At 66.6% G+C, this 14,673-nt stretch carries 12 protein-coding genes; 4 read left to right on the top strand and 8 right to left on the bottom strand.

Features of this window, described 5'->3' with window-relative positions; genetic code table 11:
* Positions 1-8 precede the first annotated feature (8 nt).
* Positions 9-728 carry a hypothetical protein gene (locus R5W23_RS15245; RefSeq protein WP_261184671.1) on the bottom strand — a complete coding sequence of 240 codons (720 nt, stop codon included), beginning with the start codon at positions 726-728 and terminating at the stop codon, positions 9-11.
* 214 nt (positions 729-942) lie between these two features.
* Between R5W23_RS15245 and R5W23_RS15240 the strand changes: the two genes are divergently transcribed.
* The gene (locus tag R5W23_RS15240) at positions 943-2,007 is read left to right on the top strand and encodes an RluA family pseudouridine synthase (protein ID WP_320687026.1); all 1,065 of its coding nucleotides are present in this window, start codon (positions 943-945) and stop codon (positions 2,005-2,007) included.
* 22 nt (positions 2,008-2,029) lie between these two features.
* Here the strand turns inward: R5W23_RS15240 and R5W23_RS15235 are convergent, their stop codons facing one another.
* Positions 2,030-3,412 carry an MFS transporter gene (locus R5W23_RS15235; RefSeq protein ID WP_320687025.1) on the bottom strand — a complete coding sequence of 461 codons (1,383 nt, stop codon included), beginning with the start codon at positions 3,410-3,412 and terminating at the stop codon, positions 2,030-2,032.
* Positions 3,413-3,794: 382 nt separating this feature from the next.
* Between R5W23_RS15235 and R5W23_RS15230 the strand changes: the two genes are divergently transcribed.
* Positions 3,795-5,144, top strand: a complete 1,350-nt coding sequence (locus tag R5W23_RS15230) for a DUF1501 domain-containing protein (protein ID WP_261184666.1) — start codon at positions 3,795-3,797, stop codon at positions 5,142-5,144.
* 95 nt (positions 5,145-5,239) lie between these two features.
* Positions 5,240-5,740 carry a flavin reductase family protein gene (locus tag R5W23_RS15225; protein WP_320687024.1) on the top strand — a complete coding sequence of 167 codons (501 nt, stop codon included), beginning with the start codon at positions 5,240-5,242 and terminating at the stop codon, positions 5,738-5,740.
* Positions 5,741-5,827: 87 nt separating this feature from the next.
* Here R5W23_RS15225 and ypfJ read toward each other — a convergent pair whose 3' ends face one another.
* Together ypfJ and R5W23_RS15215 are read right to left on the bottom strand one after the other, a co-directional pair.
* Complete coding sequence (gene ypfJ / locus R5W23_RS15220) at positions 5,828-6,718, bottom strand: KPN_02809 family neutral zinc metallopeptidase (protein WP_320687023.1); 891 nt, start codon at positions 6,716-6,718, stop codon at positions 5,828-5,830.
* Between the two features lie 26 nt (positions 6,719-6,744).
* Positions 6,745-7,128: a DUF2237 family protein gene (locus tag R5W23_RS15215; RefSeq protein WP_320687022.1), complete on the bottom strand. Its 384-nt coding sequence runs from the start codon at positions 7,126-7,128 to the stop codon at positions 6,745-6,747.
* Between the two features lie 218 nt (positions 7,129-7,346).
* Here R5W23_RS15215 and R5W23_RS15210 point away from each other — a divergent pair, with 218 nt between their 5' ends.
* The gene (locus R5W23_RS15210; protein ID WP_320687021.1) at positions 7,347-7,751 is read left to right on the top strand and encodes a hypothetical protein; all 405 of its coding nucleotides are present in this window, start codon (positions 7,347-7,349) and stop codon (positions 7,749-7,751) included.
* Between the two features lie 30 nt (positions 7,752-7,781).
* On the opposite strand, the gene R5W23_RS15205 is transcribed toward R5W23_RS15210, so the two are convergent.
* The 4 genes from R5W23_RS15205 to R5W23_RS15190 all read right to left on the bottom strand — a co-directional run bounded on the left by R5W23_RS15205 (position 7,782) and on the right by R5W23_RS15190 (position 14,007).
* Entirely contained in the window at positions 7,782-8,393 is a 612-nt protein-coding gene (locus R5W23_RS15205) for an esterase/lipase family protein (RefSeq protein ID WP_320687020.1), read from the bottom strand.
* An 82-nt stretch (positions 8,394-8,475) separates the two neighbouring features.
* On the bottom strand, positions 8,476-11,742 hold the full coding sequence (locus R5W23_RS15200) for an efflux RND transporter permease subunit (RefSeq protein ID WP_320687019.1): 3,267 nt from the start codon (positions 11,740-11,742) through the stop codon (positions 8,476-8,478).
* Between the two features lie 233 nt (positions 11,743-11,975).
* Complete coding sequence (locus R5W23_RS15195) at positions 11,976-13,334, bottom strand: efflux RND transporter periplasmic adaptor subunit (protein ID WP_320687018.1); 1,359 nt, start codon at positions 13,332-13,334, stop codon at positions 11,976-11,978.
* Positions 13,335-13,455: 121 nt separating this feature from the next.
* Positions 13,456-14,007: a TetR/AcrR family transcriptional regulator gene (locus R5W23_RS15190; RefSeq protein ID WP_320687017.1), complete on the bottom strand. Its 552-nt coding sequence runs from the start codon at positions 14,005-14,007 to the stop codon at positions 13,456-13,458.
* Positions 14,008-14,673 lie beyond the last annotated feature (666 nt).

The raw sequence follows: 14,673 nt of genomic DNA, 5'->3' as shown, positions 1-14,673 counted from the left end.
AACTGCAATTATGCCGCCTTGCGCGGTGCGAGCAGACGCTTCCACCACGGTATGCGCTTTGACTTTGGTTTGGGCTTTGGCGGGGGAGGCGGTGGCTCCTCGCTCTTTTCTTCATCCGCTTCGGTGGCCTCTTCCGGCTTGGCTTCGGCTGCTTCCAAGTCGCGCGCCGACACGGCTTGCAGCAGGACACCGAGTACGACAAAGCCGACCACCAGGCCGTTGAGCGGTGCGACGTTGCGGGCGACCCAATCACCCGTGTCGAGCGCCCAAACTTGCTCGGCCAGCAGTATACCGGCGTGGCCCGCGAACAGGACGCCTAACAGGCTGGTGAGCAGCATCGTCCAGAGGCGGTAGAGCAGGATTCCGAACAATCCGCCGCACAGGAACACGGCCCACAGCTCTTGCGCCTGGGGGAACACCCACTGAGCCGCGAGCCACGCCCCGCAGCCGCCGGCCACGAACGCCAGCACCTTGGCCAGTTCCAGGGCGAGCAGCCCCGCCGACACCGCCAGCAGGATGCCCACCGCCATCACCTGCGTTCCGCCGGACGTGCGACCGGCGTTCAGGCCGATGAGCCCGGACGCCAGGGTGATGCCCGCGACGACCCAGAAGCGGTGCCACCGCCACCCGAACAGCCACAGCGCGACGCCGAGCACCGTAATGGTGCCGGCCATAGCGCCGGTCATGCCGCGGGCCTCGGCGAGGATGTCGGGTGCGATCAACTGCACGGTTCACGCTCGGGATGCGGAGGGGACGCGTCCGTTCGTCCAACCTTAAGGCCGGACCGCGCGGGGTGTCAAGTTGGGTCCGGCCCGTGCGCGGCGGGATTCCGGACGGCGCTAACCGGTGTTTCCGGTTCTTTGCGTGCGCCCGCACCCGGGCTGCTACATTTGATGTGTGCGGGCGCGAACCGCGCCGCCGGATTTTGTGAGGGCAGGGGTCGTGCCGCCAATTCAGTTCGTCGTGGACCGCCGGGACGCCGGGCAAACGCTGGCCGCGGTGTTGAAGTCGCGGTTCGGGTTGTCGTGGGCGCAGGCGAAGCGGCTCGTGGAGAAGCGCCACGTCAAGGTGAGCGGGCAGGTCGAAACCGACGTGGCCCGGCGGCTGAAGCTCGGCAAGCGGGTCGAACTCGCGGCCGGGACGGTCGAGATCAAACACGCGGTCCCGCCGAAGAAGGCGGGCGGGGCGAAGGCCGCCGGGCCGGCGAAGAGCGCGCCGGCGCGTCCGCAACCGCCCAAGGCACGCCCGAAGCCGGCGCCGGAGTTGGGGCTGTCGCCCGGCGCGATCGTGTACGTGGACGACGCGGTGGTGGTGGTGAACAAGCCCGCGGGCCTCACCACGATGCGCCACAAGGAAGAGGCCGAGGAGTTCGGCGCGCACGGGCAGCGGTTCCTCACGAAGACGCTCGCCGGTCTGCTCCCGACGTTGCTCGGGACGCCGGACCGCGCGGTGACCGCGGTCCACCGGCTGGACCGCGACACGTCCGGCCTCGTGGTGTTCGCCCGGACCCGGGCGGCGGGCGAAAGCCTCACGGTCCAGTTCCGCAAGCACAGCACGGAACGGCGCTACCTGGCGCTCACGCGCGGGGTGCCGAAGCCGGGGCGCGTCGCGTCGGTGTTCGTGTCCGACCGCGGCGACGGCCGGCGCGGCAGCACCACCGACCTCGCCGAGGACGGGAAGCGAGCGGTCACGCACGTGGCGGTTCTGGAGCCGCTCGGTCCGTTCGCTCTGGTCGAGTGCCGGCTCGAAACGGGGCGCACACACCAAGTGCGCATTCACCTGGGCGAGGCCGGCGCCCCGCTGTGCGGAGAAGAGGTTTACGATCGCCCGATCGACGGCAAGCCGCTGCCGGACGGGAGCGGGGCGAAGCGGCCGATGCTGCACGCCGCCCGGCTCGGCTTCACGCACCCCGACACAGGAGCGGCCGTGAGCTGGGAAGTGGAACCGCCGGAGGACTTCCGGCGGCTACTGGTGAAGTTGCGGGCCGCTAACGAATCGGGGACGTAAGCGGCGACCGCGCGAAGAACACTTACGACACCACCTTAGCGATTTCCGGCGTCGGCTCGTCGGGCGTGTCGCGCGCGGGCAGGGCTGGTTTCGCCACGACCGGGCCGCGGTTGTCGTGGGCCTCCGGGAGCCCGCGGGCGTCCGGCGCCGGGGCGTCGATCGCATCGAGCGGCGACTTGTCGGCCGGGGCCGGTTTCAGCACGCCCGCCAGCACGAGCGAAACCGCGGCCGTGACCGCCGCGACCCAGCCGACGTTCTCGAACCCGACCGGGGGGAGCGGGTTGAGGGTCACCAGCGCGCCGGCGATCAGCGGGGCGAGGCCCGTGGCGGCGTGCTGCACCGCGGTGTTCACGCTCATGAACGCGCCGCGGTTCTTCGGCCCGGCGACGCCCAGCAGTAAGGCCTGAACCGGTACCATTCGGCCCGCCGCCACTACCATGAATCCGCTCATCACGACCGCGGCCACCCACAGCGGTCCCGGCGGGAGGTGTGTCACCACCACCGCCATCAGCAGCGCCGCCGAGCCGATCACCCGGAACAGCGTGAGCCGCGGGAACTTGTCCGACAACCGGCCGACCACGGTCATGCCGACGAGGGTGCAGGCGCCCGCGACGAAATACAGTTGTGCGAGCTGCCGCTCCGTCCACCCGTTGAGGGCTTTCAGGTACGGGCCGATGAACGACGCCACCGTGAACGTGCCGAGCACGAGGAAGAAGGAGAACGCGAACGCCCCCAGGTAGGTGCGGTTGCTCACCACCTCGCCGAACTCGGCCCAGCGGTTCGGGCGGTTGGCGGTGAGGTGGCCGCGCACCGGCGGCAGTTTGGACCAGACGAGCGCCCAAACGAGCGCGCTCAGCGCCGCGAGCACTAAGAACGGTGCCCCGCGTCCGAACCACTCCGCAAGCATCAGCCCCGCCGGCAGCCCCGCGATGGACGCGACCGCGAACGACGACATCACCGCGCCGCTCGCCCGGCCCCGCTTTTCGGGCGGGAACACGTCCCCGATGACGGACATCAGCGCCACGGCCGCGGTCCCGCCGAACGCGCCGGCCAGCGTGCGCGACAGGAGCAGCAACTCGTACCCGGCCGCGAGCCCACAGAACAGCGTGCTGAGCGTGAACCCGGCGTACATCGTGAGGAGCACGGTCTTGCGGTCGAACCGGTCCATCACGAAGCTCGCGGCGAGGCTCGCGACCCCGGCCGCCCACGCGTACGCGGAGACGATGTGGGCAAACTGCGCCTCCTTGAGCGACAACTCGTCGATGAGTCGGCCGCCGAGCGGCATGATGATGACGAAGTCCACCATGTGCGTGAACTGGATCGCCATCAGCAGCAGGATCAGCCCCCATTCGCCGCGCGAAATGTGCGCCCCGGGGGGCTGGGACGGTTCGGCGGGTGCGGTCATCAAGTTCCTCCGGAAGCACGGCGGCAGTACGGATACCGCAAAAGAGTCGGTAGGTTACAACGGGTTCGCGGTTCGCACCACGAAGGTTTTGTGAGGGGTCGGGACGAATCCGGACACGGTCGATCGCCCCACCTTTCTGCCGTGAGTGCAAAGGTGAGGGGGCCGCAATCGGCCGGCGCACGAATCGTGCCGGGCGGCGTTCGGAACCGGGACTTTTTCGGCCGCTTCGGGAACTTCCGAATACCGTTCGCGTCAGAAAAACAGAACCGGCCCGCGACGCGTTCCGCGACCCGCCGCAAGCAGTTGCTCGGACCGGACTTCTGAGATACACTCGGTTTCGCCACCCGGCCGGCCCGCCCGGTCACTTTTCGGAGCCTGCGGAATGTTCGGAATCACCGATCGTCGGCACTTTATGAAGCACGCGGCGGCCGGTGCCGCCGTCACGGTGCCCGGGCTGAACTTCCTCGCCGGCCTCAAGGCCCGCGCCGCGGAACTCAAGAAGAAGCAGAAGAGCCTCATCGTCCTGTGGATGGGCGGCGGCCCGACGACGATCGACCTGTGGGACATGAAGCCGGGCAGCCCCAACGGCGGCGAGCACCGGCCGAAGCCGACCGCGGCCAGCGGCATCGAGATCACCGAGCACCTGCCGAAGGTCGCGGCCCAGTTCAAGAACCTGTCGATCATCCGCTCGCTGAACTCGCTCGAGGGCGACCACGCCCGCGGCACGTTCATCATGAACACCGGCAAGCAGCGCAGCCCGGTCATCGACTACCCGTCGATCGGTTCCGTGCTCAGCTACTACACCGGCATGGATCCGGAAGCGGCCAAGAACGCCGACATCCCGTCGTTCATCTCGGTCGGCGGCGGTCAGGTCGGGTCGGGCTTCCTCGGCATGAAGTACGCCCCGTTCACCGTCCAGAACCCCGGCAGCCCGCCGGAAAACGTCTCCTCGGCCGTGGCCGACGACCGCACCGTCCGCCGCGCCGCGCTGTTCGACCGCCTCGAAGGCGGTCTGGTCCAGCACGAGGGCAAGAAGCCGGTGATGGACGCCGCGCAGGCGCACAAAGAAGTGTACGAAAAGGCCCTCAGCCTCGTGGTCAGCTCCCGGAAGGAAGTGTTCAACCTCGAGAAGGAGATCGACGGTAAGCCGATCGCCGCGTCGCTGAAGGAAGAGTACGGTGCGGCGGGGACCGGCGCCAACAACTTCGGCCGCGGGTGCCTCCTGGCCCGCAAGCTGGTCGAGGCGGGCGTGTCGTGCGTGGAAGTCAGCCTCGGCGGCTGGGACATGCACAACGGCATCTTCAACGCCCTCGCCACCCGCGCCCTGCCGACCCTGGATAAGGGGATGGGCGCCCTGATGCGTGACCTCGCCGACCGCGGCCGGCTGAAGGACACCGTGGTGGTGTGGATGGGCGACTTCGGGCGCACCCCGCGCATCAACCAGAACGGCGGCCGCGACCACTACCCGCGGGCGTGGAGCGTGGTGCTCGGCGGCGGTAACATCAAGGGCGGCGTGGTGTACGGTGCGACCGACAAGGACGGCACCGCTGCCGTGGACAACCCCGCCAGCGTCAACGACATGTACGGCACGATCTACCGCGCCCTCGGCATCGACCCGACCCCGGAGCAGAACGCGAGCGTTCGCGACAACCTGGGGCGGCCGTACTACGTCGCCGGCGAGAAGCCGAACGAGAAGACCAACTCGTACTGGATCAAGGAACTGGTCAGCTAAGTTGGTGCGTTGACCCAACGCGAAGCGGCCGGAGCGTTTGCTTCGGCCGCTTCGCGTTTCTGCACTTCTGCTTGTCACCCTTCGCTGAAGGCATCATGAGCGCCGAAATGAGTCGGCTGTTCCGTCACCTCACCAACGGGGTGTATGTGATCGGGGTCGCCGACGGCGAGCACTGCAACGCCTTCACCGCCGCCTGGGTCATGCAGGTCTCGTTTCAGCCCCTGCTTTTGGCGCTTTCCGTCAATCCCGGACATCACTCGTACCCGCTACTCCGGACCGGCCGGGCGTTTGCCGTGAGCGTGTTATCAAGCGATCAGTTGGATCTCGCCCGACACTTCGGCACCCAGTCCGGCCGTGACATCGACAAATTGGCTGAGGTGACGTGGCGAGCCGGCGCGACCGGCGCTCCAATACTCACCGCCGCTGCTGCTTACTTCGACTGTCAGGTGGTCGGGGATACCGAGGCCGGCGACCACCGACTCGTCATCGGGCGTGTCGTCGGCGGTGCCGTTCTCGCGCCCGAGTCTCGGCCCCTCATCTATTCCGACATGGGTAATCTCGACGGCAGCACGACGCTTTTCCCGGATGCGTTTTGACCAAAGCGGTATTGGCCCTGCCGATCGACATCGGCAGGGCCAATACCGCCCGAGAATCTGCCGGAACTTGATGCGGTTGCGAATCGGTCACCGTCCGAACAGTGTCGGGTTTCGCAACTCGCCCGCCCTGGCGTCGAACGGCGTTTGTTCGTCGTCGAAGTACAGGTCGAGCTTCTTCTTGCTCGCGTCGCCCGTCTTGAGGCCGTCGGAGAACGCGGCGTACCGCTGGCGGTCGGTGCCGTGGTTGAAGCTCTCGGGGTGACTCCGGCGACCCATCTTCTCCTGAATGCGGTTGTCCCCGATCGAACGCGCGGTCTTCAGGGCGGCTTCTACGTCACCGCGTTCAAGGATGTGATATTTCTTGTCCGCGTGGTGCGCCCAGACGCCGGCTAGGTAATCGGCCTGGAGTTCGAGGCGGATGGAGTATTCGTTCTCGCGCTTCGTCTTCCGCATCTCGTCCGTCCGCCGGGAGTATCCCAGAAGGTTCTGGACGTGGTGCCCCACCTCGTGCCCGACCACATACGCCTGCGAGAACTCGGCTTTCGACCCGCCCAGCTTTTGCTCCAGTTCGTCGAAGAACGTGGGGTCGAGGTAGACCGTGTCGTCAGCCGGACAGTAGAACGGACCGACCGACGACGGCGCGTCGCCGCAACCGGTGCGAACCCCCTGGGAGAAGAGCACCATGTGGGGCTTCTTGTAAGACTTGTACCCGTTCGCCTTGAACTGCTCCGCCCAAACCTCTTCGGTCAGCCCCAGAATTTTGCCCGCGAACTGTTTGTACCCGTCCTTCGGCGCCGCAGCCCGATTTTCGCCCCCGTCATTGGCCGGGGCAGGCAGTTTCCCGCGCAAATCGACGCCGAACAGCAACCCCAGGACAACAATCACCAACCCGCCGAGTCCGCCGCCGACGGCCAACTTCCCGCCCATGCCGCGGCGGTCGTCAACATTCTCACTTTCCGGTGCGTCATCGAGTCGCATCGTAAGCTCTCGTAAATGGTTTTATCTTACGCTTTCGGCTCAATGCTAACCGCGTGCCGTTGGAGGTCTTCGAGGTCCACGAACTCCAGGGCGTGCATGTGGGTCGCTTCGAGGACGACCGGGCAGGCGACTTTGGCGTCGAGGGACTGCTTCCAGCGGGTGATGCACACGCACCACCGGTCGCCGGGGCGCAGGCCGGGGAACCCGTACATCGGGAACGGGGTGCTCAGGTCGTTACCGATCGACCGCTGGTGGGCCAGGAACTCGGCGGTGACCTGACAGCAGATGGTGTGAAGCCCTTCGTCGTCGGGGCCGGTGTTGCAGCAGCCGTCGCGGTAGAACCCGGTGAGCGGGTTCGTGGAGCAAGTCTGGAGCGGGCCGCCGAGGACGTTCTTCGCTTTGGATGGCATGACGGTTCGTCGGTAGGTGGGGGCGTTTCACCTCATGATAGCGGCGGTCCGGCTCTGGGGCGTGGTCGCGTTTATTGCGAACGTATGATTGTTGCTGCTCGGCCGCGAGCAAAGACGGACCTGCGGGCGCTGCGACTTGCGGCGTCGTCGCGCCACGTTGCACGGAGCGTGTTGTGAACTAGGCTCGGGTGTCAGACCGTTGCCACACGAGATGCCTCATGCTCCGCGCCCTGTCGGCTGTCGCGCTCTGCGCCGCTTTGACCACCACGACCGCGACCGCGGCGGACAACAAGTTCGCGGTGGTCACCGTCAACAACCCGACGCCGGACCTCACGCTCACCTTTGACTACCGTTGGGGCGAGGGCAAATGGGAAACGGTCAAGGCGCTGCCCCCAGGGAAGGCCATGACGTTTTCTCTCCCGCTCGATGCAAAAGGGAAGGCCCCGGGGTTTCAAGTCAAACTGAACCGCGCGATCGGGAAGGCCAAGCCCGTCATCAAAACGTGGAACCTGGACTGGAAGCCGGCGGCACGGGCCGAGGCCAAATTCGGCTCCCAGTACGAGATCTTTCGCGATCTGATTGAACGCGAGTACGTGTGGCTCGCCGAGGTGGGGCGGCGTTGACCGGGCGGAGACGCGCCGAGGCGCTGGTCGTCAAGACGTAAATAATTCTGTCAGATAGTTTTGTAAGTGGCGATGGTCCATGATCCACGTGTGAACGGCCGGAAACAGCGTCAGGGTGTGGCCAGGGAGTTCGGCTTCCGAAACCGAAACCACACCGTCGTTCGGGTCGTTCTGGAACGGGCTGTAGCGCCCGCACGGCCCGGCCGTGCCCGCGATCGGCGTGAACGGCACGGTAATCGGTGGCAGGTCGGCGAACGCCTGACGGGACGTGAGGAACCGCCCACAATCCCGCGTCCAGAGACGGAACGGGGGCACCCAGTTCCAGGCGAGCACGGCCATTCGCGGAACGCTGGTTGGCGTGCCGAGCGTCGCGAAGTGATGAACGCGGAGCCCCGGCACGGCGGGAATCGCTGTGCGGAGTAATATCCCGCCGAGCGAGTGCCCCACGAGGCCGACCGGGTGCCCGCGCACGGCTAACTTGCTCAGGTGCGAGCGAAGGCGGCCGAGGATTCGCGCGAGTGGCTCAAGCGTAGGCGAATAGCCGAAGTAGCGGACGTGATGCCCGGCGTTCCGGAGCGCCGCACCGAGACCGAAAAGCGAGAGCGGCGTGCGGCCCAATCCGTGGACGAGGAGGAGTTGCATGGGGACGGGGCACCTCCAGTTGTCGGAACCCGTCGGCGGTCAGCGACCGCCGACGGGACTTCTGGAGGTTACTGATATCGGCTCACGGGTGCTTCGGAGCATCCGGACTCGTCGCCGGAGCGGGATCACCGGTCCCTTCGGCCGGTGCCTCCGGCACCGGTTCGGCGATCGGCAGTTCGGCTGCCGCGACGGCGAGGTGTTCGCCGTGCGACTTCGGAGGACCGCTAAGCAGTTCGATGAACGACTGGATGGCAACATAGAACGCCGGGACGAAGAACACCGCGAGGACGGTTGACGTGACCATCCCGCCGAAGACGGCGGTCCCGAGCGATTGCCGGCCCGCCGCCCCGGCCCCTTCCGCGATCACCAGCGGCACCACGCCGAGGATGAACGCGATCGAGGTCATCAGGATCGGCCGGAACCGCAGCCGGCTGGCCTCCACAGCCGCCTCGCGCACCGAGCGGCCCGCGAGCCGCAGCTCCCGCGCGAACTCGACGATCAGGATCGCGTTCTTGCTCGCCAGCGCGATGATGAGCACCACCCCGATCTGGGTGTACACGTTGTTGTCCATCCCACGCGCGTTGATCCCCGCGACCACCCCCAGAATCCCGAGCGGGACCACCAGGATGACCGCGAACGGCAGCAGCCAACTCTCGTACTGAGCCGCCAGCACCAGGTACACGAGGAACACCGCCAGCCCGAACACGAGCATCGACTCGGTGATCGGCCAGCCCGACAGGGTGAACATCGCGCCGCCCGTCCGGCGCTCCTGGAACGACACCGCCGTCCAGTCGAACCCCATCGACCGGGGCAGTTCCTGGCCGGCCACCTCTTCCATCGCCTTGAGCGCGTCGCCGGAACTCACCCCCGGTCCCGCGGCACCGTTGATCGTGGCGGTCTGGTACAGGTTATAGCGGGTGATCGACTGCGGTCCGGTCCGGGTCTCCGGGGTCAGCAGCGTGGCCAGCGGGACCTTGCCGTTCTGGCGGTTCCGGACCTCCAGCTTGCGGATCAGCCCGGGGTCGCCGCGGAACCGCGCGTCGGCCTGGATGCGCACCTGGTACGTCCGGTCGAACTTGTTGAAGTCGTTCACGTACACCGACCCGAGGTTCGCCTGGAGCGTGGCGAAGATGTCGCTGACCATCACACCCATCTTCTCGGCCTTGGCCCGGTCGATGTTCAGGTAGATTTGCGGCACGCCGGCCCGGAACTGGGTCGCGGCCATCCCGATCTCGGGGCGGCGCTGTGCGGCGGCAACGATCGCCTGGGTGCGCTCCTGAAGCACGTCCGGCCCCACACCCTCGCGGTCCTCGATCTGCATTTGGAACCCGCCGGCCACGCCCAGGCCCATGATCGGCGGCGGCACGAGCACCAGCACGAACGGCTCCTGGATGGAGTTCAGCGAACCCATGAGCCGGCCCACCAGAGCCTGCTGCATCAGCTCGGGCGACTTTCGCTCGGACCAGTCCTTGAACGAGATGAAGGCCGTGGCCGCGTTCGGCGCGTTGGTCCCCTCCAGCAGCGACATGCCGCCCAGCACCACCCAGGAGTCCAGCCCGGGGGTCGCGGCCAGGATCTGGTTCATCTTGTCCGTGACATCTTTCGTGCGGCTCAGCGAGGCGGAATCCGGGAGCTGCACGGCCACGATCACCCACCCCTGGTCCTCTTGCGGCAGGAACCCGGTCGGCGTCTTGGAGTACCACCACCCGGTCCCGGCCGTCAGCCCGAGGAACACGATCAGCACCGCCCACCAGACCTTGAGGAGCTGGCGCACGGACCACGAGTACGCCGCTTCGATCGGCCGGTAGAAGAAGTCGAACGCCCGGGTGAACAGGTTCCGCCCGGTGTGCGGCCGCAGCCACGCGGCGCACTGTGCGGGCTTTAGCGTGAGGGCGTTCAGCGCACTGATGAGGGCCGTGGCCGCAATGGTCAGCGCGAACTGCCGGTACATCTGGCCCGAGATGCCGCCCAGGAACGCGGTCGGGACGAACACCGCCATCAGCACCAGCGTGATCGAGATGATGGGGCCGGTCACCTCGCTCATGGCCCGGATCGTCGCCTCGCGCGGCGCGAGCCCCTTCTCGATGTGGTGGCTGGCGTTCTCCACGATCACGATGGCGTCGTCCACCACGATCCCGATCGCCAGCACCAGCCCGAACAGCGTGAGCAGGTTGATCGAGAACCCGAGCAGGGCCATGAACGCGAACGCGCCGATGATGGTGACCGGAACCGTCGTCGCCGGCACCAGCAGGGCGCGCCAGTTCTGGAGGAACACCATGATGACGATCAGCACCAGCACGCCGGCCTCGATGAGCGTGTGGTACACCGACGAGATGGCCGCGTCCACGAACTTGGTGGTGTCGAACGGGATCGCGTACTCGACGCCCTCGGGCAGGCTCGGCTTCACCTTCTCCATCGCGGCCCGCACGCCCTTGGCCACCTCGATCGCGTTGGAGCCGGGGAGCTGGTACACGATCAGGAACGCCGACTCGCGCCCGGCCTGCACCGCGAACATGTCGTAGTTCTGGGCGCCCAGCTCGACCCGGGCCACGTCCCGCAGGTACACGAGCTGACCGGCCTCGCCGCTCTTGAGGATGATCTCCTCGAACTGCCGCGGGTCCGACAGCCGGCCCAGCGTGGTGACGGTCATCTGGAACCGCTGCCCGGGCTCGGCGGGCGACTGCCCGATCTGCCCGGCGGCCACCTGCACGTTCTGCCGGGCGAGGGCCGCGGACACGTCCTGGGTGGTGAGCTGGCGGGCGGCGAGCTTGTCCGGGTCGAGCCACACCCGCATCGAGTACGAGCCGGCCCCGACCACCGTCACCGTCCCGACCCCTTCGACCCGGCTCAGCTCGTCCCGCAGCCGGAGGGTCGCGTAGTTCGACAGGAAGAGGCTGTCGTGTGCCCCGGTGGGGTCGGTCAGCGAGACGACGAGTATGATGCTCGACGACTGCTTCTCGGCCTTGACCCCCTGCCGCCGCACGTCCTCCGGGAGCACCGGTTCGGCGGCGGCGAGGCGGTTCTGGACCTGCACCTGGGCGTCGTCCAGGTTGGTCCCGATTTTGAACGTGATGGTGAGCGCGTAGGCCCCGTCCGAGGACGACGTGGAGGACATGTAGAGCATGTTCTCGACGCCGTTCACCTGCTGCTCGATCGGGGCGGCGACCGTGTCGGCTACCACCCGCGCGTTGGCCCCGGGGTACGTGGCCGTCACCTGCACCGTGGGCGGGGTGATCGACGGGTACTCTTCCACCGGTAGCCGGGAAAGGGCCACCACCCCGAACAGAACGGTGATGACCGCGATCACGTTCGCGAAGATCGGCCGATCGACGAAAAACTGCGAAATCATGTCGTTCTCTGAAGGGCGGGGCGGTCCGATCGATCTTCGGCGGTCCTGTACCGAACTCCTGCACAGGGCTTCCGCCCTGTGCTACGTCCGGCGACCCCTCCGGGGTGCCAAACCAAGGCAAAAGAGAAAAGTCAAAAGGTAAAAGAGACGCAATCTTTTGCCCATTAACTTGCTTCCCGCCCCGGAGGGGCCGGCGGGCGTAGCACAGGGCGGAAGCCCTGTGCCACTAACTGTCACTTGGTCTCAGGGGCCGGTTGCTGGAGCTCGCGGTGTTCGGGCGTGACGGGGGCGCCCGGCCGCGACTTGGTCAGTCCGGTCACGAGCACCCGATCGGCCCGGCTGAGTCCCTTCGCCACCGCGACAACGGATCGCACGGGCACCGGTCCCGGCGGCGGGCCGCCCGCGCCCGGCGGTCCGCCCGCGCCCGGCGCGCCGCCGGGGGGCGGTACGGGGGCCGCCAGCGTCCACGACGGCCCCTGCTGCGACTCGGCCTTCCAGACGTGTTGCGGGACGACCGTCACCGAGCGCTTCTGAACGACGTTCCCATCGCCCAGGACGTAAACGAACTGACCCTCTTGGCCGGTCATCAGGGCGTCTTCGGGAATCACGGGGAGCGTGCGGAGCGGACCCGACGGGACGCGGATTCGGGCGAACAGACCCGGGTACAGCAGCCGGTGGCGGCCCGGTTCCACGATCGGGTTGGCCACGCGCCCGCGGACGCGCACGGTGCCCGTGGAGGTTTCAACCCGGTTCTCCCGGAAGTCGATCACGCCCCGGTGCGGGAACCCCTTTTCGGTCGCGACCCCAAACTCGACCGGGAGCGTCGCCGGCCCCTTCGGGCTCGGTGCGGCCCCGGACGGGGTGCGCTGGTACTCGATCAGGTCGCGCTCGGCGGCGTCGTAGTAGACGTACAACTCGTCCATGCGGACGATCGTCGTGAGCAGGGTCGTTTCGTTCTGACCGACGAGGTTGCCGGGGGTCACCAGCGTGCGGCTGATGCGGCCGTCGATCGGGGCCTTGATCTGCGTGTACTCGAGGTCCAGCCGGGCCGTCCGGAGGGCCGACTCGCCCGCCTCGCGGTTGGCCGCCGCAACGTCCAACTGGGCCTGCGCGGCGGCGAGGTTCGCCTGGGCCTTGTCCAGGTCGAACACCGCGCCGGCGCCCGAGTTGTAGGTCTTCTGCTGCCGGTCCACTTCGGCCTTGGTGAGCCGGATCTGGGCTTTGGCGTTGGCCGCGTCGGCCTCCGCCTTGCTGATGTCGGACTTCGCCTTCAGCTCCGCGGCCTCGTACTCGCGGGGGTCGATGCGGTACAGCAGGTCGCCCTTCTTCACCTCGTCCCCTTCGGTGAACCGGAACTCTTCCAGCACCCCCTTCACCCGCGCGCGGACCTGGACCGACTCGACCGAGTCCAGATAGCCGTTGTACTCGTAGTACGATTGGACCGGGTAGTCGATCGGCTGCGTGACCGAGGCGACCGGCGGCGGGGGCTCGGGCGGGGCCGGCGGCGCGCCCCGGCACCCCAGGGCCGCGAGACACGCCGCCAGAACGATGAACCCGTTCGAGCCGAAAGAGAGTCGCAACGCGTTAACCATACTGTTCGTGTCGTGGGTGGTTCTGTTCGGGAGCGGGCGCGCCGGCACGCTTCCTTCGAGAGGACTAAAAGGTTTCGCGTGTACCGACCTGATTGTTGATCGCACCGGTCGAACGTGTCGGTCATCGAGCACAAGCGATCAGACGATTAATGACGGCCTCGGCATTGTTACTCATGGGCGACTTGCACATCGTGGCCAGCCAGAGCCCGTCTGCGGCCAAACGAACGATTTCAAGGTCCACACCGCCGTCGGTCTCGGCGTGCCTTTCGAGCCGGTCCCCGATCCAGTCGCACCAGCGCCGGGTCAGTGCCGGGTCGATCAACATCGAGAGCGAGATCGGGATTCCGTGCTCATCGAGAAGGCCGACTTCGATCTTCCGCAACGCTCTCACATAAGCGCGGGTGAATCGCCCGCGCGTTTCAGTGTCGCGGGCCATCTCGTCGTCGATCGTCCGATCCAGGGCGGCCATCATTTCTTCAAATACCGCCTCGATCATCGCCTGCTTGCACGGGAAGTGATGGAGCAGTCCCCCCTTAGTCACCCCGGCCGCCGATGCCACCGCCTGCATACTCAAGGACGCAAACCCATCGTTGACCGCCAAACGGGCGGCACTTTCGATGATGGCCCGGCGGACGTGCTCGGGCTCCTTCTTGCGCCGGTGAGCTTCTGACATGGCTCAAAGATACCGACCGGTCGTTTTGTTTTCAAGTCGCACTCCTCAAATTTATGAGAGAGTGATTAAAGTCACCCCGGGGATAACTGGCCGAAGGCGTGTTTCAACCGTGGATACCGGGGCGTCGGAGTGACCTTAAACGTGTGTGGAGGAGTTATCGCGGGAATATGGTGTTGCTCCATTTTCCACAGCGTGGCTTCGGGTGGGCAACGCTGCCTACTAGCGCAGATTGTGGGGTTCAACCAGCACGCCGCCGGCTCAGGTGTGAACGTCAACGGTATGACTCATGGTTGATCAGTTCAGCATTGGGTTTGCAACGATTGGTGGAATGAAGTCTGCTGGGGTGACGCTGACGGCCCGAGTCCAAGGGCGTGAGGCATCATCGTTCGATGGGTGATTCGGAAGATTTTAACAGAATTAACAAAATTGACAGGATCACAAGTTGATCTGCCTTCATCCGGTTTATCCTGTCGATCCTGTCAAAACGGCTTTTTGTGAACATGCGGTCCGCATGAGTCGCAAGTGAACTACGACCAACCGCCCCATCTCGCCACCAACTCGGATCCGGTGGTGCCATCAGTTTGATAGGGGCACGGTCCGTGACGTTCGGACGGCCCGTGCGAATCCGGACTACGAATGAGTTGTGCGTGCCGTAGCCGTCTCTGG

Origin of the sequence: Gemmata algarum (assembly GCF_034097035.1) — a bacterium.
GTDB lineage: Bacteria > Planctomycetota > Planctomycetia > Gemmatales > Gemmataceae > Gemmata > Gemmata algarum.
This window is presented reverse-complemented; position numbering and strand designations above follow the sequence as displayed.

What these genes read in the sequence shown, in the direction of transcription:
- R5W23_RS15210 (WP_320687021.1), top strand. Translation starts at nt 7,347, where the DNA reads ATGCTCCGCGCCCTGTCGGCTGTCGCGCTCTGCGCCGCTTTGACCACC.
- R5W23_RS15230 (WP_261184666.1), top strand. Translation starts at nt 3,795, where the DNA reads ATGTTCGGAATCACCGATCGTCGGCACTTTATGAAGCACGCGGCGGCC.
- ypfJ (WP_320687023.1), bottom strand. Translation starts at nt 6,718, where the DNA reads ATGCGACTCGATGACGCACCGGAAAGTGAGAATGTTGACGACCGCCGC.
- R5W23_RS15225 (WP_320687024.1), top strand. Translation starts at nt 5,240, where the DNA reads ATGAGCGCCGAAATGAGTCGGCTGTTCCGTCACCTCACCAACGGGGTG.
- R5W23_RS15190 (WP_320687017.1), bottom strand. Translation starts at nt 14,007, where the DNA reads ATGTCAGAAGCTCACCGGCGCAAGAAGGAGCCCGAGCACGTCCGCCGG.
- R5W23_RS15195 (WP_320687018.1), bottom strand. Translation starts at nt 13,334, where the DNA reads ATGGTTAACGCGTTGCGACTCTCTTTCGGCTCGAACGGGTTCATCGTT.
- R5W23_RS15215 (WP_320687022.1), bottom strand. Translation starts at nt 7,128, where the DNA reads ATGCCATCCAAAGCGAAGAACGTCCTCGGCGGCCCGCTCCAGACTTGC.
- R5W23_RS15205 (WP_320687020.1), bottom strand. Translation starts at nt 8,393, where the DNA reads ATGCAACTCCTCCTCGTCCACGGATTGGGCCGCACGCCGCTCTCGCTT.
- R5W23_RS15200 (WP_320687019.1), bottom strand. Translation starts at nt 11,742, where the DNA reads ATGATTTCGCAGTTTTTCGTCGATCGGCCGATCTTCGCGAACGTGATC.
- R5W23_RS15235 (WP_320687025.1), bottom strand. Translation starts at nt 3,412, where the DNA reads ATGACCGCACCCGCCGAACCGTCCCAGCCCCCCGGGGCGCACATTTCG.